At 69.5% G+C, this 24,459-nt stretch carries 25 protein-coding genes and 1 pseudogene; 4 read left to right on the top strand and 22 right to left on the bottom strand.

Annotated elements, in window-relative coordinates; genetic code table 11:
* From GT042_RS18270 to GT042_RS18260, 3 genes are all read right to left on the bottom strand, one after another.
* Positions 1 to 266, bottom strand: a 266-nt coding sequence (locus GT042_RS18270; protein ID WP_161309779.1) for a hypothetical protein, incomplete at its 3' end; no start/stop codon positions are given.
* Positions 267 to 584: 318 nt separating this feature from the next.
* Entirely contained in the window at positions 585 to 908 is a 324-nt protein-coding gene (locus GT042_RS18265; protein ID WP_161309778.1) for an STAS domain-containing protein, read from the bottom strand.
* Between the two features lie 172 nt (positions 909 to 1,080).
* The gene (locus GT042_RS18260) at positions 1,081 to 1,929 is read right to left on the bottom strand and encodes a 3-hydroxyacyl-CoA dehydrogenase family protein (RefSeq protein WP_161309777.1); all 849 of its coding nucleotides are present in this window, start codon (positions 1,927 to 1,929) and stop codon (positions 1,081 to 1,083) included.
* 226 nt (positions 1,930 to 2,155) lie between these two features.
* On the opposite strand from GT042_RS18260, the gene GT042_RS18255 reads away from it, so the two are divergent.
* The gene (locus tag GT042_RS18255) at positions 2,156 to 2,728 is read left to right on the top strand and encodes a cob(I)yrinic acid a,c-diamide adenosyltransferase (RefSeq protein WP_161309776.1); all 573 of its coding nucleotides are present in this window, start codon (positions 2,156 to 2,158) and stop codon (positions 2,726 to 2,728) included.
* Between the two features lie 22 nt (positions 2,729 to 2,750).
* Here the strand turns inward: GT042_RS18255 and GT042_RS18250 are convergent, their stop codons facing one another.
* A complete protein-coding gene (locus tag GT042_RS18250; protein ID WP_161309775.1) occupies positions 2,751 to 3,332 on the bottom strand; it encodes a hypothetical protein in 582 nt (193 codons plus the stop codon).
* Between the two features lie 188 nt (positions 3,333 to 3,520).
* On the opposite strand from GT042_RS18250, the gene GT042_RS18245 reads away from it, so the two are divergent.
* The 3 genes from GT042_RS18245 to GT042_RS18235 all read left to right on the top strand — a co-directional run bounded on the left by GT042_RS18245 (position 3,521) and on the right by GT042_RS18235 (position 7,398).
* Entirely contained in the window at positions 3,521 to 4,747 is a 1,227-nt protein-coding gene (locus GT042_RS18245; protein WP_202533055.1) for a histidine kinase, read from the top strand.
* Positions 4,744 to 5,394, top strand: coding sequence for a response regulator transcription factor (locus GT042_RS18240; RefSeq protein ID WP_161309774.1), 651 nt, complete (start codon positions 4,744 to 4,746; stop codon positions 5,392 to 5,394). The genes GT042_RS18245 and GT042_RS18240 overlap by 4 nt, the downstream gene beginning before the upstream one ends.
* Positions 5,395 to 5,625: 231 nt before the next feature.
* Positions 5,626 to 7,398: a glycoside hydrolase family 18 chitinase gene (locus tag GT042_RS18235; protein WP_161309783.1), complete on the top strand. Its 1,773-nt coding sequence runs from the start codon at positions 5,626 to 5,628 to the stop codon at positions 7,396 to 7,398.
* Positions 7,399 to 7,476: 78 nt separating this feature from the next.
* Here the strand turns inward: GT042_RS18235 and GT042_RS18230 are convergent, their stop codons facing one another.
* From GT042_RS18230 to rho, 18 genes and pseudogenes are all read right to left on the bottom strand, one after another.
* Positions 7,477 to 7,923: a DUF2550 domain-containing protein gene (locus tag GT042_RS18230; protein WP_161309773.1), complete on the bottom strand. Its 447-nt coding sequence runs from the start codon at positions 7,921 to 7,923 to the stop codon at positions 7,477 to 7,479.
* A gap of 129 nt (positions 7,924 to 8,052) precedes the next feature.
* Entirely contained in the window at positions 8,053 to 8,427 is a 375-nt protein-coding gene (locus GT042_RS18225; RefSeq protein ID WP_161309772.1) for a F0F1 ATP synthase subunit epsilon, read from the bottom strand.
* 134 nt (positions 8,428 to 8,561) lie between these two features.
* Entirely contained in the window at positions 8,562 to 10,016 is a 1,455-nt protein-coding gene (atpD, locus tag GT042_RS18220; protein ID WP_161309771.1) for a F0F1 ATP synthase subunit beta, read from the bottom strand.
* On the bottom strand, positions 10,016 to 10,933 hold the full coding sequence (locus tag GT042_RS18215) for a F0F1 ATP synthase subunit gamma (RefSeq protein ID WP_161309770.1): 918 nt from the start codon (positions 10,931 to 10,933) through the stop codon (positions 10,016 to 10,018). The genes atpD and GT042_RS18215 overlap by 1 nt, the downstream gene beginning before the upstream one ends.
* A gap of 20 nt (positions 10,934 to 10,953) precedes the next feature.
* The gene (atpA, locus tag GT042_RS18210) at positions 10,954 to 12,546 is read right to left on the bottom strand and encodes a F0F1 ATP synthase subunit alpha (protein WP_161309769.1); all 1,593 of its coding nucleotides are present in this window, start codon (positions 12,544 to 12,546) and stop codon (positions 10,954 to 10,956) included.
* Between the two features lie 137 nt (positions 12,547 to 12,683).
* Entirely contained in the window at positions 12,684 to 13,499 is an 816-nt protein-coding gene (locus GT042_RS18205) for a F0F1 ATP synthase subunit delta (RefSeq protein WP_161309768.1), read from the bottom strand.
* The gene (locus tag GT042_RS18200; protein ID WP_345943819.1) at positions 13,496 to 14,053 is read right to left on the bottom strand and encodes a F0F1 ATP synthase subunit B; all 558 of its coding nucleotides are present in this window, start codon (positions 14,051 to 14,053) and stop codon (positions 13,496 to 13,498) included. Before GT042_RS18200 ends, GT042_RS18205 begins: the two co-directional genes overlap by 4 nt.
* A 42-nt stretch (positions 14,054 to 14,095) precedes the next feature.
* Entirely contained in the window at positions 14,096 to 14,329 is a 234-nt protein-coding gene (gene atpE, locus GT042_RS18195) for an ATP synthase F0 subunit C (protein WP_161309767.1), read from the bottom strand.
* Between the two features lie 146 nt (positions 14,330 to 14,475).
* Positions 14,476 to 15,315: pseudogene (gene atpB / locus GT042_RS18190) on the bottom strand (F0F1 ATP synthase subunit A); the annotation flags it as partial.
* Positions 15,316 to 15,528: 213 nt separating this feature from the next.
* Positions 15,529 to 15,966, bottom strand: a complete 438-nt coding sequence (locus GT042_RS18185; protein WP_161309766.1) for a hypothetical protein — start codon at positions 15,964 to 15,966, stop codon at positions 15,529 to 15,531.
* Positions 15,967 to 16,239: 273 nt separating this feature from the next.
* Positions 16,240 to 17,571, bottom strand: a complete 1,332-nt coding sequence (locus GT042_RS18180) for an MraY family glycosyltransferase (RefSeq protein WP_161309765.1) — start codon at positions 17,569 to 17,571, stop codon at positions 16,240 to 16,242.
* 248 nt (positions 17,572 to 17,819) lie between these two features.
* A complete protein-coding gene (locus GT042_RS18175; RefSeq protein ID WP_161309764.1) occupies positions 17,820 to 18,485 on the bottom strand; it encodes a protein-tyrosine-phosphatase in 666 nt (221 codons plus the stop codon).
* Positions 18,482 to 19,129: an L-threonylcarbamoyladenylate synthase gene (locus tag GT042_RS18170; protein WP_161309763.1), complete on the bottom strand. Its 648-nt coding sequence runs from the start codon at positions 19,127 to 19,129 to the stop codon at positions 18,482 to 18,484. Before GT042_RS18170 ends, GT042_RS18175 begins: the two co-directional genes overlap by 4 nt.
* 55 nt (positions 19,130 to 19,184) lie before the next feature.
* Positions 19,185 to 20,024, bottom strand: a complete 840-nt coding sequence (gene prmC, locus GT042_RS18165) for a peptide chain release factor N(5)-glutamine methyltransferase (RefSeq protein WP_202533057.1) — start codon at positions 20,022 to 20,024, stop codon at positions 19,185 to 19,187.
* 105 nt (positions 20,025 to 20,129) lie between these two features.
* Positions 20,130 to 21,209 (bottom strand): peptide chain release factor 1, encoded by a 1,080-nt coding sequence (gene prfA, locus GT042_RS18160; RefSeq protein WP_161309762.1) that lies wholly within the window; start codon positions 21,207 to 21,209, stop codon positions 20,130 to 20,132.
* Positions 21,210 to 21,327: 118 nt separating this feature from the next.
* On the bottom strand, positions 21,328 to 21,549 hold the full coding sequence (gene rpmE / locus GT042_RS18155; protein WP_161309761.1) for a 50S ribosomal protein L31: 222 nt from the start codon (positions 21,547 to 21,549) through the stop codon (positions 21,328 to 21,330).
* Between the two features lie 185 nt (positions 21,550 to 21,734).
* A complete protein-coding gene (locus tag GT042_RS18150) occupies positions 21,735 to 22,835 on the bottom strand; it encodes an LCP family protein (protein ID WP_161309760.1) in 1,101 nt (366 codons plus the stop codon).
* 239 nt (positions 22,836 to 23,074) lie between these two features.
* A partial coding sequence (gene rho / locus GT042_RS18145) for a transcription termination factor Rho (RefSeq protein WP_161309759.1) occupies positions 23,075 to 24,459 on the bottom strand: 1,385 nt, incomplete at its 5' end.

The following is a 24,459-nucleotide window of genomic DNA, read 5'->3' as shown; positions in this document are numbered from 1 at the left end:
CGCTCGGTGGCGCTGCGCCGGATGGGTGCGGCGGGTTTACGGCCCGGCGGGCAGGGCTCTATCTCGGTGCCGTCGACGGGGTTGACGGTGAGCAGGAAGTCGCCCGATATGAGCTGGACGGTACGGGCGCGCGCCGGAGTGACCGGGCCGGCGCCCTTGAGGTGTCCGAGCGCCGGAGTGAGGGGCTCGCGCGCCGGTGGCTGCTCATCGGTGCTCGCGGCGGCGGGTTCGCCGTCGTGGCCGTGTTCTTCCGCTCCCCGGCTCATCGGATCCATCGTGAAAGTCCCCCAGATCGTGGCGTGCGGTTGCCCCCCGGCCTCGCACGCTTGTCTGTCGCTCCGGTCCGGTGCCTGCTTCGTGGGTCGGTCGATCCGCAGACGGCCGAAACCCTAAGCTCCGGACAGTATCTACGAACAGGCGGGGTGGTGACCTGCCCAGGAAGTCACGTTCTCGTGAGGATTGTGCGGCGCATTGGGGAGTACGTACGGCGCACCGAGGCGCGCGGGGCGCGCAAGCCTCACGCCCTCAGGCCGGACGGCTCGCGCCCCGGCGCGCCTCATGCCTCGCGCCCCGCGCCCCACGCCTCACACCCGCGGCAGCGACTCCGCCGCGATCCCGCCCTCGATCGCGAGGATGCGGTGCAGCCGGGTGGCCACGAGCAGCCGCTGCATCTGCGGCGGGACGTGGCGCAGGACGAGTCTCCGTCCGCACCGTCCCGCCCGTCGGTGGGCCCCCATGATGACGCCGAGTCCCGTGGCGTCCCAGGAGTCCAGAGCGGTCAGGTCGAGCACGAGATCGCCGGCTCCGCCGTCGACGGCCGAGTGCAGGACCGTACGGGCGTCCGCCGCGCTGCGTACGTCGAGGCGGCCCTCGACGACCAGCTCGGCGTGGTCGCCCCTGATGTGCATATGCGCTCCCCGAGAGTGCTCAGTGCTCCATGGCCTGTTCGGTCCCGCAACCCACTGACTGTCACGCAGCCTGACTGTCACGCAGCCGTGGAAGTTGCCGTCCGTGAGCGAACCGATACCGAATTCACCCGGTGGGGTGAGGTCGCGACGGTCGGTGCGGCTCAGGTCCGGCTCAGTGCTTGTAGAACCCCTGCCCGCTCTTGCGTCCGATGTCACCCGCGTCCACCATCCGGCGCATCAGCTCCGGCGGCGCGAACTTCTCGTCCTGCGACTCGGTGTAGATGTTCTCGGTGGCGTGCAGCAGGATGTCGACACCCGTCAGATCGGCGGTGGCGAGCGGGCCCATCGCGTGTCCGAAGCCCAGCTTGCAGGCGGTGTCGATGTCCTCGGCGGACGCGACGCCCGACTCGTAGAGCTTGGCGGCCTCCACGACGAGCGCGGAGATCAGCCGGGTGGTCACAAAGCCCGCCACGTCGCGGTTGACGACCACGCACGTCTTGCCGACGGACTCGGCGAACTCCCGCGCGGTGGCGAGCGCTTCGTCACTGGTCTTGTACCCGCGGACGAGTTCGCACAGCCGCATCATCGGCACCGGCGAGAAGAAGTGCGTACCGACCACACGCTCCGGACGGTCCGTCACGGCGGCGATCTTCGTGATCGGGATGGCCGAGGTGTTGGAGGCGAGGACGGCGTCGTCCCGTACCAGCTTGTCGAGCGCGCGGAAGATCTCGTGCTTGACGTCCAGCCGCTCGTACACGGCCTCCACCACCAGGTCCGCGTCGGCGACGGCGTCCAGGTCGGTGGTGGTGGTGATACGGCTCAGCGCGGCGTCGGCGTCGGCCTCTTCGAGCTTGCCCTTGGCGACGAACTTGCCGTACGAAGCTCTGATGCCGTCGATCCCACGGGCCAGGGCCGCGTCCGTGACGTCACGCAGGACGACGTCCCAGCCGGCCTGGGCCGAGACCTGCGCGATCCCCGACCCCATGAGTCCGGCCCCGATGACGGCGAGCTTCCTGGCCACGACACACCCCTTGAATCGCCCCCGGTCTTAACGCCGGGTTTACATTTGCGTGCTCTGCCGGAGGTTAGCGTTCGCGGGCGGCCGGATGGCGGCGAAGAGATGCGCGTCACGTCTCACATGACGGACATCACACCGGAGGGACCCATCAGGGGCCCCGTTCCGGGCACTTGAGCGGGTTCTCCCCCGTACGGCGTAGCACCTCCGGGGTCCTCACTACGCTGGTCGTATGGTCAATCTGACGCGTATCTACACCCGCACCGGCGACAAGGGCACCACGGCGCTCGGCGACATGAGCCGCACGGTCAAGACCGATCTGCGCATCGCGGCGTACGCCGACGCCAACGAGGCGAACGCCTGCATCGGGACCGCGATCGCGCTGGGCGGGCTCCCCGAGGACATCGTGAAGGTCCTCGTCCGGGTCCAGAACGACCTCTTCGACGTGGGCGCGGACCTGTGCAACCCGGTGGTGGAGAACCCCGAGTACCCGCCGCTGCGGGTCGAGCAGGCGTATGTCGACAAGCTGGAGGCGGACTGCGACCGCTATCTGGAGGAGGTGGAGAAGCTCCGCAGCTTCATCCTCCCGGGCGGCGCCCCCGGCGCGGCGCTGCTGCACCAGGCGTGCACGGTCGTACGGCGCGCGGAGCGCTCGACGTGGGCGGCGCTGGAGGTCCACGGAGACATCATGAACGCCCTGACGGCCACGTACCTGAACCGTCTCTCCGACCTCCTCTTCATCCTGGCGCGGGTCGCCAACAAGGAGGTCGGGGACGTGCTGTGGGTGCCGGGCGGGCAGCGGTAGCAGCGGTGGTACGGGAGCCCGGTCAGCGGTCCTCCCGGGGGCCGGGGCCGACGGAGGCGGAGGTGGCCGAGGCCGGCGCCTTCTTCGGCCGGAGCGCGTACGTCAGGGCGATCACGCCGTGGATCCCGGCGACCCGCAGCGCGGTGAACTGCCAGGCCCTCAGGGAGCCGGTGCCGCCCCGGTCGCCGACGTACACGATCGCGAGCTGGAGCAGGCCGACCGCCACCGCCGCGCCCAGCAGCGTCCGCAGCCACAGCTTGCCCTCGTGCACGGCGCGGGGAGTCCCGTAACGCGGCGGCTTCGGCGGGGGCGGGGCGCCCGCGAAGCGGTGGGCGACGTGCCCGTCGATCCACCGGACCGTGTAGTGGCCGTACGCGACGGTGTAGCCGAGGTAGAGCGCCGCCAGGCCGTGTTTCCAGTCCGGCTCGGCCCCGTTCCTCAGGTCGACCGCCGTGGCGGCCAGCAGGACGACCTCCAGCAGCGGCTCCAGGAGCAGGACGGCGGCCCCCAGCCGGCGCTTCCCCGCCGCGTACCGCAGCGTCAGGCCGGCGGCGAGCAGCACCCAGAAGCCCACCTCGCAGACGATGACCAGGGTGACGATCACGGGGTTCCTCCCGGTGGGGCGTGCGGGCCGGTGTGCCGCGCGGACACCGTCCAGCCTGCCGGTCCGCCGCCGCCGGGGCGTCGTCGCCGCTGACGAGTCCCGGCTGCTCCCCACTGCATCCTTCGATGTACCCGGCACTCCCCCGCCACGCCGACGCCCCGGCGTGGCCCGCCGTGTTTCATGGGGGGATGACCGCCTCCCGAGAGGTGACCGCCCCCCTCCGCCCCCACCGCGACGACGTGTTGATCGGCGCGGCGGGCCTGCTGGGCGGTGTCGTCCTGTGGGCGGCGGGGATCTTCACACAGGAAGCACGCCTGTGGAACGGCGCCTGGGTGCTGGTGCCCGTGGCCGTCTCGGCCGCGATGGAGCTGGTACGGCGGACCGCGCCCAGGACCGCCTTGGTCGTCGGCGCGTTGGCCCTGGTCCTGGACCAGTTCACGCGGGGCAGCCTGGCCACGGTCGTGATGTTCACGGACCTCGCCTACGCGGCCGTCCTGTACGGCTCCCCCGCCGCAGCCCGCCGGATCCCGCGCGTCATGGGCCTGCTCACCGTCGCGGCGACGGCCGGGTTCCTCGGCTGGCTCCGTACCCCGGAATCCCTGCTCATCGGCGTGGCCGTCGGCATCGTCGGGTTCGCGCCCGCCGCCACCGGCGCCCTCGTGCGCAACCACCGGGACGCGGCGGAGACGGCCAGGCTGCGGACCCGCCAGGTGGCACTCCTGGCGGAGATCGACCGGAGCCAGGCGGTGACGGCCGAACGCGCCAGGATGGCCCGCGAGTTGCACGACATGGTCGCCAACCACCTGTCGGCGATAGCGATCCACTCCACGGCCGCGCTCTCGCTGGACGACGCGCGCACGACCCGCGACGCGCTCACCGTGATCCGGGAGAACAGCGTCGAGGGCCTGGCCGAGATGCGGCGGCTGATCGGGATCCTGCGGGACAGCGGCGGCGGTGACCCGGAGCCGGCCGCCGCGCCGAGTCTGCGGTCCCTGGACGCGCTGCTGGCGCAGGCCGGGACCAACGGCGCTTCCAGCGGGCTGGAGTTCACGCTCGACGACCGGCGCCCGGAGGGCCGTACGCTGCCCGCGCCGGTCGAGCTGGCCGCGTACCGCATCGTGCAGGAGTCGCTGACCAACGCCCTCAAACACGCCGCTCCCGGGCGGGTGTTCGTCGGGCTGGGCGTCGAACCGGCGCACGCCGGGGAGGAGTTGACCGTACGGGTGGACAGCCCGTACGGGGATCGCCCGGGGCCCCGGGCGCCCGGCTCCGGCGCCGGGCTGGTGGGGATGCGGGAGCGGGTGGCGCTGCTGGACGGTGTGTTCATGTCCGGGCCCGTCACCGACGACGGCGGGCACAAGATCTGGCGGGTGCGGGCCCGGTTGCCCGCGGGAAAGGAACGTGACGGGCGATGACGATCCGGGTCCTGGTCGCCGAGGACCAGTCCGCGGTACGCGCCGGCCTGGTCCTCATCCTGCGCAGCGCGCCGGACATCGAGGTGGTCGGAGAGGCGTCGGACGGCGAGGAGGCGGTGGCCCTGGCGCGTGAACTCCGGCCGGATCTGGTGCTGATGGACGTCCAGATGCCCCGCCTCGACGGGGTGTCGGCGACCCGGCGGGTCGTCGCGGAGGGCCTCGCGGACGTCCTGGTGCTCACCACCTTCGATCTGGACGAGTACGTCTTCGGGGCGCTGCGGGCCGGGGCGGCGGGCTTCCTGCTGAAGCACACCGAGGCGGCCGATCTGCTCACGGCGGTACGGACGGTGGCGCGCGGCGAGGGTCTGATCGCCCCGGCCGTCACCCGCCGGCTGATCGCGGAGTTCGCGGCTCCCACGGGGGCGCGCCGGGCGGACGCGGCGGACCCGGCCGTCCTGGAAGCGCTTACCCGGCGGGAGCGTGAAGTCCTGTCATGTCTGGGTGAGGGACTGTCGAACGCGGCGATCGCGGTACGCCTCGACATGGCGGAGGCTACGGTGAAGACGCACGTCAGCAGGGTGCTGGCCAAGCTCTCGCTGCGCAGCCGGGTACAAGCGGCCGTGCTCGCCCAGGAGTTGGGTGTCTAGGCCACCTATCGGCGTCGGTGGTCTGGACCTATTGACGATTGGTCCAGACCTTCCTACTCTCACCGCACACACTGCGGTGAGCCGACGTGGTGTGCCCAGTGCACGGACCACCCCCGAATTGTCCGGTACTCACTCCATCGAGGAGCACCTTTGAACATCCAGCCTCTCAAGGCCAGATTCAGATCCAGAGCGGTCGCGGGCCTCACCGCGCTGCTGCTTCCCCTGGCCGCGATGGTCGGCCTCGCCGCCCCCGCCGAAGCCGCCACCTCGGCGACGGCCACCTTCACCAAGCCCTCCGACTGGGGCACGGGCTTCGAGGGCAAGTGGACGGTGAAGAACACCGGCACCACGACCCTCAGCTCCTGGACCGTCGAGTGGGACTTCCCCGCCGGCACCGCCGTGACCTCCGCGTGGGACGCGGACGTCACCGGCTCGGGCAACCACTGGACCGGCAAGAACAAGACCTGGAACGGCACGCTGGCCCCCGGCGCGTCCATCTCCTTCGGGTTCAACGGCACCGGCTCGGGATCGCCCTCCGGCTGTAAGCTCAACGGCGCCTCCTGCGACGGCGGCCCGAGCGTCCCCGGCGACGCGCTGCCCTCGGCCCCCGGCACCCCGACCGCCAGCAACATCACCAACACGGCGGTCACGCTGAACTGGTCGGCCGCGACCGACGACAAGGGCGTCAAGAACTACGACGTCTTCCGTAACGGTACGAAGGTCGCCACGGTCACCGGCACCTCCTACACCAACACCGGCCTCACCGCCGGCACGGACTACTCGTACACCGTCCAGGCCCGTGACACCATCGACCAGGTGGGCCCCGTCAGCGGCGCCCGCGCGGTCCGCACCACCGGTGGCACCACGGACCCCGGCAACCCTCCCACCGGTAGCAAGATCAAGCTCGGGTACTTCACCGAGTGGGGTGTCTACGACCGGAACTACCACGTCAAGAACATCGTGAGCTCGGGCTCCGCCTCGAAGATCACGCACATCAACTACTCCTTCGGCAACGTCACCGGCGGCAAGTGCGTCATGGGTGACGCGTACGCCGCGACGGACAAGGCGTACACCGCCGACCAGGCCGTCGACGGTGTCGCCGACACGTGGGACCAGCCGCTGCGCGGCAACTTCAACCAGCTGCGCAAGCTCAAGGCGGCGAACCCGAACATCAAGGTTCTCTGGTCCTTCGGCGGCTGGACCTGGTCCGGTGGCTTCACCGACGCCGTGAAGAACCCGACCGCGTTCGCGCAGTCCTGCTACGACCTGATCGAGGACCCGCGCTGGGCCGATGTGTTCGACGGCATCGACCTGGACTGGGAGTACCCGAACTCCTGCGGCCTGTCCTGCGACGCCAGCGGCCCGGCCGCCTTCAAGAACATGATGCAGGCCATGCGCGCGAAGTTCGGCGCGAACTACCTGATCACCGCCGCCGTCACGGCCGACGGCTCGGCGGGCGGCAAGATCGAGAAGTCGGACTACGCCGGCGCGGCCCAGTACATGAACTGGTTCAACGTCATGACGTACGACTTCTTCGGCTCCTTCAACGCGGCGGGCCCGACGGCCCCGCACTCCGCGCTGAACTCCTACACCGGCATCCCGCAGCAGGGCTTCACCTCCGCCGACGCGATCGCCAAGTTCAAGGCGCAGGGCGTCCCGGCGGCCAAGCTGCTGCTCGGCATCGGCTTCTACGGCCGCGGCTGGACCGGCGTCACCCAGGCCGCCCCGGGCGGCTCGGCGACGGGCGCGGCGCCCGGCAAGTACGAGGCCGGCATCGAGGACTACAAGATCCTCAAGACCTCGTGCCCGCCCACCGGCACCGTCGGCGGGACGTCGTACTCCTACTGCGGCAACAACTGGTGGAGCTACGACACCCCGGCCACCATCGCGGGCAAGATGACCTGGGCCAAGCAGCAGGGCCTGGGCGGCGCGTTCTTCTGGGACTTCACCGGTGACACCACCAACGGTGAACTGGTCACGGCGATCAGCAACGGTCTCCAGTAGAGCCCGGCATGTGACACACCCGCATGAATGAAGGGGGCGGCGCTTCGAGCGCCGCCCCCTTCACCATGTCCCGCACGCCTACGCCACGTTCACCCGCTGGCCGGGAGGCGCTGCCTCCAGCCACGCCAGGAAGCCCGTGAGCGCGTCCTCGCTCATCGCCAGCTCCAGCCGTACCCCTTGGTGCACACAGCCGAGGACCACCGCGTCGGAGAGCAGCGCGAGTTCCTCCTCGCCCTGCGGGCCCCGGCGGGCCGTCACCTCGATCGACGCGCGGTCCAGCGTGCGGCGGGGCCGGGGGGCGTACGAGAAGACGCGGAACCAGTTGACGCTGTCCCCGTTGTAGCGGGCGACGCCGTACACCCAGCCCTTGCCGGAGAGGTCGGTCTCCTCCGGCACGTCCCACCGCAGGCTGGCGTCGAAGGTCCCTCCGGAGCGCTGGATCAGCCGCCGGCGCAGACCGAAGACGAAGAGCCCCACCGCAACCAGTACGACGACCAGTCCGCTTACGAGCAGAGCGAGGACCATCAACACCGACCTCCTCGCCATATCCAGTACCGGACCCAGAACCGCACCTGCATCGCCTCAGCCGCGACCCGGTCTGGAAGTCCAGCCAGGGCCGCGGCTGAGGGTAATTCCGTCGTGGCAGTGCGCTTCTCAGCGCCCCGACACCGCGCGCATCCGGACGTCGGCGCGCCGCTCGGCGGCATCGTCATCGTCGGACTTCGCGCGTTCCAGCGCCCGCTCCGCGCGCTGCGCGTCGATCTCGTCCGCCAGCTCGGCAACCTCCGCCAGCAGCGAGAGCTTGTTGTCGGCGAACGAGATGAAACCGCCGTGCACCGCGGCGACGACGGTGCCGCCGTCGCTCGTACGAATGGTCACCGGGCCCGACTCCAGCACACCCAGCAGGGGCTGGTGACCGGGCATGACGCCGATGTCGCCGGACGTGGTGCGCGCGACGACCAGGGTGGCCTCGCCGGACCAGACACTACGGTCGGCGGCGACCAGCTCGACATGCAGCTCAGCAGCCAAGGGTGGCTCCTCGGGTCACCACCCGGCCCTGCGGCCGGGTGTTGGAATTGATTCTATGGGGTACCGGTGGATGCGTCGGAGGGGGGCAGGATGACCCGCCCCCCTCCGAGCGTCCACCAGGTCGGAAGACCGGGTCAGGAGACGCCGAGCTCCTTGGCGTTGGCCTTGAGGTCCTCAATGCCACCGCACATGAAGAACGCCTGCTCGGGGAAGTGGTCGTAGTCCCCGTCGCAGATCGAGTTGAACGCGGTGATCGACTCGTCCAGCGGTACGTCGGAGCCGTCCACGCCGGTGAACTGCTTGGCGGCGTGGGTGTTCTGCGACAGGAAGCGCTCGACACGACGGGCGCGGTGGACGACGAGCTTGTCCTCCTCGCCCAGCTCGTCGATCCCGAGGATCGCGATGATGTCCTGGAGGTCCTTGTACTTCTGGAGGATCCCCTTGACGCGGCTGGCCGTGTCGTAGTGGTCCTGCGAGATGTAGCGCGGGTCCAGGATGCGGGACGTCGAGTCCAGCGGGTCCACCGCCGGGTAGATGCCCTTCTCCGAGATCGGACGCGACAGCACGGTCGTCGCGTCGAGGTGCGCGAAGGTCGTGGCCGGGGCCGGGTCGGTCAGGTCGTCCGCGGGGACGTAGATCGCCTGCATCGAGGTGATCGAGTGACCACGCGTCGAGGTGATGCGCTCCTGGAGCACACCCATCTCGTCGGCCAGGGTCGGCTGGTAACCCACCGCGGACGGCATACGGCCGAGCAGCGTGGAGACCTCGGAACCGGCCTGGGTGTAACGGAAGATGTTGTCGATGAAGAGCAGCACGTCCTGCTTCTGCACATCGCGGAAGTACTCCGCCATGGTCAGGGCGGACAGGGCGACCCGCAGACGGGTGCCCGGCGGCTCGTCCATCTGGCCGAAGACCAGCGCGGTCTTGTCCAGGACGCCCGACTCGGTCATCTCGTCGATGAGGTCGTTGCCCTCACGCGTACGCTCACCGACACCCGCGAAGACGGACACACCGTCGTGCAGGTTGGCGACACGCATGATCATTTCCTGGATGAGGACCGTCTTGCCGACGCCCGCACCTCCGAACAGACCGATCTTGCCGCCCTTGACGTACGGGGTCAGCAGGTCGACGACCTTCAGGCCGGTCTCGAACATCTCGGTCTTCGACTCGAGCTGGTCGAAGGCCGGGGCCTTGCGGTGGATCGGCCAGCGCTCGGTGATCTGCGACTCGGCCTCGGGCTGGTTCAGGATCTGACCGAGGGTGTTGAACACCTTGCCCTTGGTCACGTCGCCGACCGGCACCGTGATGCCGGCGCCCGTGTCGGTCACCGGGGCCTGGCGGACCAGGCCGTCGGTGGGCTGCATCGAGATCGCGCGGACCACGCCGTCACCCAGGTGCTGGGCGACCTCGAGCGTGAGGATCTTCTTCTTGCCGGCCTCGGCCGGGTCGGAGACCTCGACGTGCAGCGCGTTGTAGATCTCCGGCATCGCGTCGACGGGGAACTCCACGTCGACGACCGGGCCGATGACCCGGGCGACGCGGCCCGTGGCCGTGCTCCCCGGGGTCGCCGTCTCAACAGTGGTCGTCATTAATTGTCACTCCCCGCGGTCGCGTCGGCGAGGGCGCTCGCGCCTCCGACGATCTCGCTGATTTCCTGGGTGATTTCGGCCTGGCGGGCCGCGTTGGCAAGCCGGGAAAGGCTCTTGATGAGATCCCCGGCGTTGTCGGTCGCCGACTTCATCGCGCGCCGGGTGGCCGCGTGCTTCGAAGCGGCGGCCTGGAGCAGCGCGTTGTAGATACGGCTCTCGACGTACCGCGGCAGCAGGGCGTCGAGGACGTCCTCCGCCGACGGCTCGAAGTCGAACAGCGGAAGGATCTCGCCCTTCGTGCCCGCCTCCTCGGCCGCCTGGTCGAGGCTGAGCGGCAGCAGCCGGTTCGCCACCGGCGTCTGCGTCAGCATCGACACGAACTCGGTGAAGACGATGTGGAGCTCGTCCACGCCGCCCTCGGCCGTGTCCTGCTGGACGGCCGCGATCAGCGGAGCCGCGACCTTCTTGGCGTCCGCGTACGTCGGGTTGTCGGTGAAGCCCGTCCACGACTCCGTGACCTTGCGCTCACGGAAGCCGTAGTAGGCGACACCCTTGCGGCCGACGATGTACGCGTCGACCTCCTTGCCCTCACCGCGGAGCCGCTCGGTCAGCCGCTCCGCCGCCTTGATGGCGTTCGAGGAGTAGCCGCCGGCCAGACCGCGGTCGCTCGTGACGAGCAGGATCGCGGCCCGGACCGGGGAGTCGGCCTCGGTGGTCAGGGCGTGCTTGGTCGTGGACCCCGTGGCGACCGCGGTGACCGCGCGGGTCAGCTCGGTCGCGTACGGGGTGGAGGCCGCCACCTGGCGCTGCGCCTTGACGATGCGCGAGGCGGCGATCATCTCCATCGCCTTGGTGATCTTCTTGGTCGCGGTGACGGATTTGATGCGACGCTTGTAGACCCGGAGCTGGGCTCCCATGAGTCAGGTCCCTTCCGTCGTCACTTGGCCGCGCCGGCCGGGGCGTCCTCGCCGAGCAGCTTGCCGTCCGAGGTCTCGAACTGCTGCTTGAAGGCGGTGATCGCGTCGCCGATCGACTGGATCGTGTCGTCGGACATCTTGCCGCCCTCGGCGATGCTGGTGAGGAGGTCCTTGCGCTCGCGGCGCAGGTACTCCAGCAGCTCCGACTCGAAGCGGCGGATGTCGGCGACCGGTACGTCGTCCAGCTTGCCGGTGGTACCGGCCCACACGGAGACGACCTGCTCCTCGACGGGCATCGGCGCGTACTGCGACTGCTTCAGCAGCTCGACGAGGCGCTGACCACGGGCGAGCGACGCCTTGGACGCCGCGTCCAGGTCGGAACCGAAGGACGCGAACGCCTCCAGCTCACGGAACTGGGCGAGGTCCACGCGCAGTCGTCCCGACACCTGGCGCATGGCCCGGTGCTGGGCGGAGCCACCGACGCGGGAGACCGAGATACCGACGTTCAGCGCGGGCCGCTGGCCGGCGTTGAACAGGTCGGACTCCAGGAAGCACTGGCCGTCGGTGATGGAGATGACGTTGGTCGGGATGAACGCCGAGACGTCGTTGGCCTTCGTCTCGACGATCGGCAGACCCGTCATCGAACCGGCGCCCAGCTCGTCGGAGAGCTTCGCGCAGCGCTCCAGGAGACGCGAGTGCAGGTAGAAGACGTCGCCCGGGTAGGCCTCGCGGCCCGGCGGACGGCGCAGCAGCAGGGACACGGCGCGGTACGCGTCGGCCTGCTTCGAGAGGTCGTCGAAGATGATCAGGACGTGCTTGCCCTGGTACATCCAGTGCTGGCCGATGGCCGAGCCGGTGTACGGCGCCAGGTACTTGAAGCCGGCCGGGTCGGACGCGGGGGCCGCGACGATGGTCGTGTACTCCAGGGCGCCGGCCTCGTCCAGCGCACCGCGCACGGACGCGATGGTGGAGCCCTTCTGGCCGATGGCGACGTAGATGCAGCGCACCTGCTTGTTCACGTCGCCCGAGCGCCAGTTGTCGCGCTGGTTGATGATCGTGTCGACGGCCAGGGCGGTCTTGCCCGTCTGGCGGTCGCCGATGATCAGCTGTCGCTGGCCACGGCCGATCGGCACCATGGAGTCGACGGCCTTGTAGCCGGTCTGCATCGGCTCGTGCACCGACTTGCGGACCATGACGCCAGGGGCCTGCAACTCGAGGGCGCGGCGGCCCTCGGTCGCGATCTCGCCGAGGCCGTCGATCGGGTTGCCGAGCGGGTCGACGACGCGACCCAGGTATCCCTCGCCCACGGCGACGGAGAGGACCTCACCGGTACGACTGACCGGCTGTCCCTCCTCGATGCCGCTGAATTCGCCGAGGACGATGGCACCGATCTCGCGCTCCTCGAGGTTGAGGGCGAGACCGAGGGTGCCGTCCTCGAACTTGAGCAGCTCGTTCGCCATCGCCGAGGGAAGTCCCTCGATCTTGGCGATACCGTCGCCGGCCACGCTGACCGTACCGACCTCCTCGCGCGAGGCCGCGTCCGGCTGGTACGACTGGACAAAAGTGTCCAGCGCGTCCCGGATCTCCTCCGGCCGGATCGTGAGCTCCGCCATCTGGGTTCCCTGCTCTCCTTGTTGGGCCCGAAGTTTCTTTGGGGGTCTGCGGGTCTGGGGGCGACCCCCAGGAATCTTCTGCAATCTCTGCACGGCCCAACCGGGCCGCTCGTCCTGCTGTTCTGCTGTGGTGCGGGTCAGCCGGCCAGTCGCCGGGCCGCCTCGTCGAGACGGTCCGCGATCGTGCCGTTGATGACCTCGTCGCCGACGCGTACCGAGATCCCGCCGAGGACCGCGGGGTCCACGTCCAGGTTCAGGTGCATCGGGTGGCCGTAGAGCCGTGCCAGTACGGCGCCGAGGCGCTGCTTCTGGCTGTCGTTGAGCGGGACCGCCGACGTGACGACGGCGACCAGCCGGTCGCGCCGTTCCGCGGCGATCCTGGACAGGGTGTGGATTCCCGCTTCCAGGCTACGTCCACGCGGCTGTGCGACGAGTCGCACGACCAGGCGCTCGGTCACCGCTTCGGCGCGACCGCCGAGCAGGGTCCTGAGCAGCGCGGTCTTCGCCTGGACGGTGGCCGACCTGTCGGTCAGCGCGGCGCGCAGGTCGGGGCTGGAGAGGACGATCCGGCCGAACCGGAACAGCTCGTCCTCCACGTTGTCCAGCGAACCGCTCCGCTGGGCGGCGGAGAGGTCGGCGACGGCCGCCAGCTCCTCGACCGCGTCGACCAGGTCGCGCGGCTGGGACCAGCGGGAGCGGACCATGCCGGAGACCAGGTCGGCGGTCGTGCCGCCCACCTGCCCGTCCAGCAGCCGGGCCGCCAGCCGGGCCTTGCCCTCGCCGTCCTGCGCCGGGTCGGTCAGGACCCGGCGCAGCGAAACCTCGCGCTGGAGCAGCGCCGTGACGGCGGCCAGCTCGTCCGCGAGCTTCGCCGCGTCGACCGACGTGCTGTCGGTCAGCGCGTCCAGGCGCTCACGAGCGGCAGCCAGCGCCTCGCGGCTCGCTCCGTTCATCGTGTGGCCTCCGTCTTGGACGCGCCGTCCTCGAGCTCGTCGAGGAAGCGGTCGATCGTGCGGCTCTGCCGGGCGGAGTCCTCCAGGGACTCGCCGACGAGCTTGCCCGCGAGATCGGTGGCGAGCTTGCCCACGTCGCGGCGCAGGGCGCCGGCCGCGGCCTTGCGGTCCGCCTCGATCTGCGAGTGACCCGCGGCGATGATCTCCTCACGCTGCCGCTGGCCTTCCGCTTTCATCTCCTGGATGATCGCGGCGCCCTGCTCGGTCGCCTCCTGGCGGAGACGTGCGGCCTCGTGACGTGCCTCGGCGAGCTGCGCCTTGTACTGCTCCAGGACGCTCTCGGCCTCGGCCTTGGCGGCGTCGGCCTTCTCGATGCCGCCCTCGATGGCCTCGCGACGCTCTTCGAGAACCTTGTTGATGTTCGGGAGGAGCTTCTTGGCGAGGAAACCGAAGACGATGATGAAGGCGAGCAGGCCGATGATGAGTTCGGGGATCGGGGGAACCAGCGGGTTCTCCGACTCCTCGACCGCGAGCTGAACCAGGGGATGGCTCACATCAGTGCCTTTCGTCTAGTGAGTCTGCGGCGGATCTGGAGATCAGGTGCCGTAGACGAACGGCATGACCAGACCGATGAGGGCGAGCGCCTCACAGAACGCGAAACCGAGGATCTGGTTGGCGCGGATGAGGCCGGCGGCCTCGGGCTGGCGGGCGAGGGCCTGGGTGCCGTTACCGAAGATGATGCCGACGCCGACGCCGGGGCCGATGGCGGCGAGGCCGTAGCCGACGGAGCCGAGCGAGCCGGAGACAGCGGCAGCAAGAGTCTGGGACATGCCAGTTCTTCCTTCTCTTTCACGGACCGGTGGGGGTTGGCCACCGGACAAATTACGGGAGCGGAGGTCGGGGTAAGGGGAGACGATCACTGGGCTTCGGCGAGCACGCCCTGCTTCTCGCGGGCCGGCTCGGGGTGGGACTCACCGTGGCCCTCCGCGAGAGCACCCTGGATGAAGGTGCAGGTCAGCAGGACGAACACGTACGCCTGAAGCGCCTGGATGAAGAGCTCGAAGGCGGTCATCACGAGGACCATCACGAACGACACCGCCGCGTAGGCGATACCGATGCCGTTGAGCAGGTACCAGCTGGCGATCGTGAACAGCAGGATCAGCGTGTGGCCCGCGAACATGTTCGCGAACAGTCGCACCGCGTGCGTGAAGGGCCGGACCAGCAGGTTCGAGAAGAGCTCGATGCCCATGGCCAGCGGCAGTACGGGACCGAGCGACTTGTCGTATCCGCCGAAGTTCTTGAAGGCGCCGATGAAGCCGTGCCGCTTGAAGGTCAGCGAGACCCAGAGGACGTAGACGATCAGTGCGAGCCCGATCGGGTACGAGATGATCGCCGTCACCGGGAACTGCGCGAGCGGGATGATCGACCAGAGGTTCATCATCCAGACGAAGAAGAACAGCGAGACGACGAGCGGAACGTACTTCTCGCCCTCGCGCTTGCCGAGCGTCTCGTAGACGATGCCGCGGCGGACGAAGTCGTATCCGGCCTCGGCCACCATCTGGAGCTTGCCCGGGACGAGCTTCGGCTTGCGGAACGCCGCCCAGAAGAAGACGACGATGATGATCGAGCCGAGAACGGCGAGCAGCATGGTCTTGTCGAAGTACCAACTGGTGCCGTTACCGCCGTGCCCCACAAGGGGCTTGAACAGGAACGAGTGCAGGCCGGGTGCCGGGAAACCACACCCGTCGAAGATGTGGCAGTCGGTCTCGAAGGCGAGCACCTGCGTCGGGTCAGCACTCACCGCGGGCTCCTTCAGCATGGCGCATAGGTACGGCAACCTCGTTGTGTCGGCGCGGCGCGGAGCCGCGGTTCGGCACTGGACAGGTGGAACGGGTGTGGGAGCGGCGGTCGGGTTTCGAGCCTCGCGTCGAAACAACAGGCGTCAGCTCGGATGCCCGCGCCCGCAATGCCGCAGTTGGCACCGGACGATAGCAGGGTCCCGAACAGTCGCTTATCCCGGCCCTACCCCTCACGTCGAGGACCCCGATTTCTGGGGCGCGCTGCCCTTCGAAGATTCGGGTTCGACGTAGAGGATCTTGGCCTTCATGTGCGCACGCGCCTGCGCGCCGATCCACACGAGGGTGGCCGCGACGAGCGTGGCTGCGAAGGCTTTGGGATTGAACAGTGTGGTGTTCTTGAACGCGGCCACGAAGATGAACAACAGAAGAAGTTGGGCCGTGTACAGCATGAGGCCCATCGCCTGGAACAGGTGCGGCAGCGATTTGGCCGTCCGTTCGAGCACCACCATCCCGATCCCCATGAAGAGGATCACGACCAGCGCGCCGATACCCGCGCCCAGAGCGCCCTTTCCCCCCGCGACCACACCACTGACGACAGCGGCGACGGCACCGGCGGCGGCAGTGGGCACGGCGGTGTGAAGGAGGTTCCGGACGTCGTTGGACGGCATGGCGGCAGCTCCGCTTGCTGGGTGGGGCAGATGGTGTCGTCATGGACGAGCGTAGGCCCGGTCCGAGAGAAGGTTTCTCGGGCCAACGAACCGTCGCACTACGGTCCTTCGGCTCTGTCGCCGGGTCTCGTGAACAGTATCACAAACTATTTGATGAGGTCTTTACCCAGGTGGTGTGCCACCTGTCACACGTGAGAGTGACCGTGCCCATGTGCGTAACAGAAATGCGCATGTTGCGTGGTATTGGACCTCAATGCGGTAAATGGAAAAGTGTCATCGCCGTGAACCGGCCTTGCCGCGTTCAGGAAGACGCGAACGAGCGCCGAGGGCGGTCGCGCCGTTGACGCCGGCGGGAACAGGCGTACGTTCCTCCGGCATCTCCCGTGCGTCGGGGGCGAGTCCGGGCGCGATGTCCTCCACCGTGATCTCCGCCCGCCGGCGGCGCCGGTAGCGGGGCGGGACGAACGACTCGGCCCACCGCGGCGCCCGCGGTGTGAACCGGGGCAGCAGCAGGAGCACCAGGCCCATCGCGCTCAGCGGCACGATGAGCAGCAGGATCCACATCGCCGTCGAGTGCACCGAGTAGAGCACCACACCGAACGCGATCAGCGCGGACCAGAAGTACATGATCAGGACCGACCTGCTGTGCGAGTGCCCGATCTCCAGCAGGCGGTGGTGCAGGTGCCCCCGGTCGGCCGCGAACGGCGACTGGCCGTTCCAGGTACGGCGCACGATGGCCAGCACCAGGTCGGCGAACGGGATGGCGATGATCGTCAGCGGCAGCAGCAGCGGGATGAAGACCGGCAGCATCTCGTGCGTGGCCTCCCGCTCGGAGCCGGCGAACAGGCCCAGCCGGTCCGGGTCGACCTGGCCGGTGATGGAGATGGCGCTCGCGGCGAGCACCAGGCCGATGAGCATCGAGCCCGAGTCGCCCATGAAGATCCGGGCGGGATGCATGTTGTGGGGCAGGAACCCCAGGCACATCCCCATGAGGATGGCGGCGAACAGCGTCGCGGGGGCGGCCTCCTCGATGCCGTACCCGACCCAGAGCCGGTACGAGTAGAGGAAGAACGCGCTCGCCGCGATGCACACCATGCCGGCCGCGAGGCCGTCCAGGCCGTCCACGAAGTTCACCGCGTTGATCGAGATGACCACCAGCGCGACGGTCAGCAGATTGCCCTGCCAGGCGGTCAGCGCGACCGTGCCGACCCCGGGGACCGGGATCCACAGGATCGTGAGGCCCTGGATCACCATCACACCGGCGGCGATCATCTGCGCCCCGAGCTTGATCAGGGCGTCGATCTCGAACTTGTCGTCCAGGACCCCGACCAGCCAGATCAGCGCGGCGCCCGAGAGCAGCGCGCGGGGCTCGTTGGAGCGCTCGAAGACCCCGCTCAGGTTCTGGAGGTTGTCGGCGACGAGCAGCCCGGCGCAGAGGCCGAGGAACATGGCGATCCCGCCGAGCCTCGGTGTCGGCTCCCGGTGCACGTCACGGGCGCGGATCTCCGGCATGGCGCCGGTCGCGATCGCGAACTTCCGCACCGGGCCGGTCAGCAGGTAGGTCACCGCGGCCGTCACACAGAGCGTCAGCAGGTAATCACGCACAGGCTGCCCCACAGGAATCGCTGGCCATCCGAGGCCCACACATTAGCCCGCGCCGGAAGCACGGGCGGATACCGCGTCCCCCCAGGAGGAGGACACACGGTTCTCGCAGATGGTTGCACGGCTTCCTGTCGGCACCAATTCCATTCGGGGAGGAGGGCCGTACGGCGGAAGGCGTCCGGCCGGTTCCGTACCCGGGGGGAACCGGTGTGCGGGGTCCTGGCGGGTCCCGGCGGCGTCCTGGCGGGGTCCTAGAAGACGCGGCGGGCCGGCACGCCGGTGAGCGCCGTGACCACCGGGTCCAGCGCCTGGTTGATCTCGTCGCCGATCGAGCGGAAGAACGTGATGGGGGCGCCGTACGGGTCGTAGACCTCGTCGGCCTCCGCGCTGGGCGCCAGCAGCCAGCCGCGCAGGGCCGCCGCGGCGCGGACCAGGGCGCGGGCGCGCTCCACCATGCCCTCGTCCAGCGGGTCGGGCAGGGTGGCCGGGTCTATGGCCCGTACCAGCCGGGTGAACTCCTTGAGCGTGAACGTGCGCAGCCCCGCCGAGTGGCCCATGGAGATCACCTGCGCGCGGTGGTCGCGGGTCGCGGTGAGGACCAGGTCGGCCCGGATGACGTGCTCGTCGAGGAGTTCGCGGCCGACGAACCCGGACGCGTCGGCGCCGAAGTCGGCGAGGACCGCCTCGGCGTTGGACTCCATGGGGGCCCCTTCGTGGCCCCAGGTGCCCGCGCTCTCCACGATCAGCCCGTCGGTGAGGCGCGCGCCGAGGCGGGCGCTCAGGGCATGCCGGTTCAGCCGCTCGGTGATGGGCGAGCGGCAGACGTTGCCGGTACTGACGTGGAGGATGCGGAAGGTGTCGATGTTGCTGCCGGTGTATGCGGTCTCCGCTATGCCACGCCCCTCAGGGGCGGTCAATTGGCCACCTCGAGGTCGGGTACCACCTTGCGGAGCTCGGCCGCGTCGAGCGATCCGGCCCGCAGCAGCACGGGGACCTTGCCGGTGACGTCCACGATCGAGGACGGGACGATGCCGGGCGTCGGGCCGCCGTCGAGGTAGACGGAGACGGAGTCCCCGAGCATCTCCTGGGCGGCGTCGCAGTCCTCGGGAGCCGGGTGTCCCGTGAGGTTGGCGCTGGAGACGGCCATCGGGCCGACCTCCGTGAGCAGCTCGATCGCGACGGGGTGCAGGGGCATGCGGATGGCGACCGTGCCCCGGGTGTCGCCGAGGTCCCACTGGAGGGACGGCTGGTGCTTGGCGACGAGCGTGAGGGCGCCCGGCCAGAAGGCGTCGACCAGCTCCCAGGCCTGCTCGGAGAAGTCCGTGACGAGGCCGTGGAGGGTGTTCGGGGAGCCGATGAGGACCGGGGTGGGCATGTTGCGGCCGCGCCCCTTGGCGTCGAGCAGATCGGCGACGGCCTCGGCGCTGAAGGCGTCCGCGCCGAGCCCGTAGACGGTGTCGGTGGGCAGCACGACCAGCTCACCGCGGCGAATCGCCGACGCGGCCTCACGCAGACCCGTCGTACGGTCGGTCGCGTCGTTGCAGTCGTATCGCCGTGCCATCAGCCTGACTCCTCGTTCTTCGAAGCTCTGTGGGTGCCGCAGGGGGTCCGCACGCTCACGGCATGGCCTTGCGGGCCGTGGCGAAGCGGGGGCGCTTGTTCAGGTCGGGGTGGTCGGCGGCGTCCGCCCAGCCGGACTCCTCGCTGAAGATCCAGGGCACCTGGCCGCCCTGGGTGTCCGCGTGCTCGATCACGACGAGCCCGCCGGGCCGCAGCAGGCGGTGCGCGGTGCGCTCGATGCCGCGGATCGTGTCGAGGCCGTCCTCGCCGGAGAAGAGTGCCATCTCCGGGTCGTGGTCCCGGGCCTCGGGGGCGACGTACTCCCACTCGGTGAGCGGGATGTACGGCGGGTTGGAGATGACCAGGTCGACCTGCCCGTCGAGCTCCGGGAGGGCCGCCAGGGCGTCTCCCTGGTGCACGGTGACCCTGGACCCCTCGGCGTTCTTCCGCGTCCACGTGAGGGCGTCCTCGGACAGCTCCACGGCGTGCACGCGCGAGCGCGGCACCTCCTGCGCCATGGCGAGCGCGATCGCGCCGGAGCCCGAGCAGAGGTCCACGATGAGCGGCTCGACGACGTCCATGGCCCGTACGGCGTCTATCGCCCAGCCGACGACCGACTCGGTCTCCGGGCGCGGCACGAAGACGCCGGGGCCCACCTGGAGCTCCAGGTAGCGGAAGAAGGCGCGGCCGGTGATGTGCTGGAGCGGCTCGCGGGCCTCGCGGCGGGCGATCGTCTCCCAGTACCGGGCGTCGAAGTCCGTGTCCTTGACGTGGTGCAGCTCTCCCCGCTTGACGCTGTGCACGTAGGCGGCGAGCTCCTCCGCGTCGAAGCGCGGTGAGGGCACGCCCGCGTCCGCCAGCCGCTGGGTGGCCTGGGCCACCTCGGCGAGCAGCAGACTGCGGGGCGCGGGCCCGCGGCGGAGCCGCTGAGGGTCGCTGGGCCCCCCAGATGATGGCTGCACGCTGGTTCCTCCGGACTGCGAGAGTGGGTCGGGGACGGGTTACTGGGCGGCGGCGAGCTTCGCGGCGGAATCGGCGTCCACACAGGCCTGGATGACCGCGTCCAGCTCCCCGTCGAGCACCTGGTCCAAGTTGTACGCCTTGAAGCCGACACGGTGGTCCGAGATCCGGTTTTCCGCGAAGTTGTACGTACGGATCTTCTCGGAGCGGTCGACCGTGCGTACCTGGCTGCGACGGACGTCCGAAGCGGCGAGGTCGGCCTCCTCCTGCGCGGCGGCGAGGAGCCGCGAGCGCAGGATGCGCATGGCCTGCTCCTTGTTCTGGAGCTGGCTCTTCTCGTTCTGGCAGGACGCGACGACACCGGTCGGCACGTGGGTGATGCGCACGGCGGAGTCGGTGGTGTTGACGGACTGGCCGCCGGGCCCCGAGGAGCGGTAGACGTCGATCCGCAGGTCGTTGGGGTTGATCTCGACCTCGATCTCCTCGGCCTCGGGGGTCACGAGGACACCGGCGGCGGAGGTGTGGATACGGCCCTGCGACTCGGTCGCGGGCACGCGCTGCACGCGGTGCACACCGCCCTCGTACTTGAGCCGTGCCCAGACGCCCTGCCCGGGCTCGGTGGCGCCGTTGCCGCCCTTGGTCTTGACCGCGACCTGGACGTCCTTGTAGCCGCCCAGCTCGGACTCGGTGGCGTCGATGATCTCGGTCTTCCAGCCGACGCGCTCCGCGTACCGCAGGTACATGCGGAGCAGGTCGCCGGCGAAGAGCGCCGACTCGTCGCCGCCCGCGCCCGCCTTCACCTCCAGGATGACGTCCTTGTCGTCGCTGGGGTCGCGGGGCACGAGGAGCAGGCGGAGCTTCTCGGTGAGCTGCTCGCGCTGCTTCTCCAGGTCCTTGACCTCGGCGGCGAAGTCGGGGTCGTCGACCGCGAACTCGCGGGCGGTCCCGATGTCGTCCCCGGTCTGCTTCCAGGAGCGGTACGTGGTGATGATCGGGGTCAGCTCGGCGTAACGCTTGTTGAGCTTGCGCGCGTTGGCCTGGTCCGAGTGGACCGACGGGTCGGCGAGCTTCTTCTCCAGATCGGCGTGCTCGCCGATCAGTTCCTCGACCGCCTCGAACATCGGGGTCTCCTGGGTTGATGCGAAGGTGCTGCACTGGGGCTGAGAAGGTGCTTCGGGACGCCAAAGCGCCGGTCTCGGCGCCCGGGAGAGGGCACCGAGGACCGGCGCGGGATGCTCGCTACTTCTTGGCGGCGGCGGCCTTGCCGAAGCGGGCCTCGAAGCGGGCCACGCGGCCACCGGTGTCGAGGATCTTCTGCTTGCCCGTGTAGAACGGGTGGCACTCGGAGCAGAGGTCGGCGCGGATGGTGCCCGACTCGATCGTGCTCCGGGTGGTGAACGACGCACCGCAGGTGCAGCTGACCTGGGTCTCGACGTAAGTGGGGTGGATGTCGCGCTTCAAGGTGTCTCCTAAGGAACATCCCCGCCGGGGGCGGGGAAGGCGCCGGGTCGCACGCGCGGAGTGCTCGTACGTGAACCGGGGCCGACGGACCAGTCTGCCAGGACCGGCCGCATCTGCCCAAACCGGGGGGCGCCCGGATGTATTCCGGGGGGCGTACGGGCGGATGTACTCCCCACGGATGTACGTCAGCCGCCCTCGACCACCCGGCCCACCTTCTCCTTGTCGCCCGCCGAGTCCTTGGTGGCGGACGCCGGGATCGGGCGGTCGTGCGCGAGGGCGGTCCAGACCTGTTTGGACTCCTTCTTCAAGGGCAGGACGCGGTTCCCGTCCGCGGGGTCGTACCGCACGGGCAGTGTGATCATCTTGAGGTTCTTGCCGCCGATGTCCTTGAGGCCGCCCGCGAAGCCGATCAGCTTGTTGACCGAGTCGAGCTGGGAGTCGGGGGTGATCGCGCTGGTGGCCGTGTCGGCGAGGTCGAAGAGCTTCTTGGGGTTGCTGAACACGCCGACGCTCTTGATCTGGCCGATCAGGGACTTGATGAAGATCTGCTGGAGCTGGATACGGCCCAGGTCGCTGCCGTCGCCGATGCTGTGCCGGGTCCTGACCAGGCCGAGCGCCTGCTCGCCGCGGAGCGTGTGGGTGCCCGCCGCCAGCTTCAAGTGGCTCTTGGGGTCGTCGATGGCCTTGGTGGTGGTGATCTTCACCCCGCCCAGTTCGTCGACGATCTTCTTGAAGCCGGTGAAGTCGACCTCGATGTAGTGGTCCATGCGGATGCCGGACAGCGACTCGACGGTCTTGACGGCGCACGCGGGGCCGCCGACCTCGTACGCCGAATTGAACATGGTCAGGTGCGCGGCGGGGACCGGGCGGCCCTTGGAGTCGGTGCACGCGGGCCGGTCCACCAGGGTGTCGCGCGGTATGGAGACCACACTGGCCTTCTTGTGGCCCTTGTAGACGTGCACGACCATCGCCGTGTCCGAACGGGCCGTACCGCTGTCACGGCCGTACTCGTCGTTCTTGCCGGCCCGTGAGTCGGAGCCCAGGACCAGGATGTCCTCGGAGCCGTTGTCGACGTCGTGGGGGCGGGCGGTGCCCAGCTGGGCGTTGATGTCGACGCCCTTGATGTTGCCGTTCAGCTTGAAGTACACGTACGTGAGACCGCCACCGCAGAGCACGAGCAGAGCGGCCAGGCACCACACCAGGACGACGACCGGCCTGCGGTGCCCGCCGGGCGCCCTGTGGCGTCTGCCGCCGGCCCCCAGGGGCCCTCCGCTCGGTTCGGTCATGGGTCTCCCTCAGTCCGTGGTGCCGGTACCGCTACCTCCCGCCGGGGTCGAGGCCCGAAACGTACCGTTTCTCGTCACCGGGCTGTTTATCGTCACATATACAGACGGTGAAGGACCGAGCGGGGTTCCACAACCCGGGCGGAACGTACAGAACCGCCCCGGCACGGGGTGCCGGGGCGGTTCTGGGGAGCGTACGAGCGCGTTTCGGCGCCCACGAGCGCCTACGAGCGGCGGATCCGTCAGTCGTTGCCGTTGCCCGGCGTCGTCTTCTGGATCTGGAGCAGGAACTCCGCGTTCGACTTCGTCTGCTTCATTTTGTCCAGGAGCAGTTCGATCGAGGACTGCTGGTCGAGCGCGTGCAGCACCCGGCGCAGCTTCCAGACGACGGCCAGCTCGTCGCTGCCGAGCAGGATCTCTTCCTTACGGGTGGAGGACGCGTCCACGTCCACCGCCGGGAAGATGCGCTTGTCGGAGAGCTTCCTGTCGAGCTTGAGCTCCATGTTGCCGGTGCCCTTGAACTCCTCGAAGATCACCTCGTCCATGCGCGAGCCGGTCTCGACGAGCGCGGTGGCGAGGATGGTCAGCGAGCCGCCGTCCTCGATGTTGCGCGCCGCGCCGAAGAAGCGCTTCGGCGGGTAGAGCGCGGTCGAGTCGACACCACCGGACAGGATGCGTCCCGAGGCGGGCGCGGCGAGGTTGTACGCACGGCCCAGTCGGGTGATGGAGTCCAGCAGGACGACCACGTCGTGACCCAGCTCGACCAGGCGCTTGGCCCGCTCGATGGCCAGCTCGGCGACGGTGGTGTGGTCCTCGGCCGGGCGGTCGAAGGTCGAGGAGATGACCTCGCCCTTGACCGACCGCTGCATGTCGGTGACCTCTTCGGGCCGCTCGTCCACGAGCACGACCATCAGGTGGCACTCGGGGCTGTTGACCGTGATCGCGTTGGCGATGGCCTGGAGGATCATGGTCTTACCGGTCTTCGGCGGGGCCACGATCAGACCGCGCTGGCCCTTGCCGATGGGGGCGACGAGGTCGATGATCCGCGTCGTCAGCACACCGGGGTCGGTCTCCAGGCGGAGCCGGTCCTGCGGGTAGAGCGGGGTCAGCTTCTGGAACTCCGGACGGCCGCGGCCGGAGTCGGCGCCCATGCCGTTCGCGGAGTCGAGCCGGACCAGCGCGTTGAACTTCTCGCGGCGCTCGCCGTCCTTGGGCTGGCGCACCGCGCCGGTGACGTGGTCGCCCTTGCGCAGGCCGTTCTTGCGGACCTGGGCGAGGGACACGTACACGTCGTTGGGGCCCGGCAGGTAGCCGGAGGTCCTGATGAACGCGTAGTTGTCGAGGATGTCGAGGATGCCCGCGACGGGGATCAGCACGTCGTCGTCGGCGACCTGCGGCTGGTCGGGGCCGAACTCCTCGCGGCCACGACGACCCCGGCGGTCGCGGTAGCGTCCGCGACGGCCGCGGCGGCCGCCCGCCTCGTCGTCGTAGTCGTCCTGGGGGCCGTTGTTCTGCGGGCCGTTGTTCTGCGGGCCCGTCTGGGCCGGGGCGCCCGCGCCCCGGTTGTCGCGCTGCTGGCGCTGCTGGCCCTGGCCGCCCTGCTGCTGGCCGCCCTGCTCGTCGCCCT

Origin of the sequence: Streptomyces sp. SID3212, assembly GCF_009865405.1 — a bacterium.
In the GTDB taxonomy this organism is placed as follows: Bacteria; Actinomycetota; Actinomycetes; order Streptomycetales; family Streptomycetaceae; genus Streptomyces.
The sequence above is the reverse complement of the archived record's forward strand: the minus strand, read 5'-3'. Positions and strand labels throughout refer to the sequence as shown.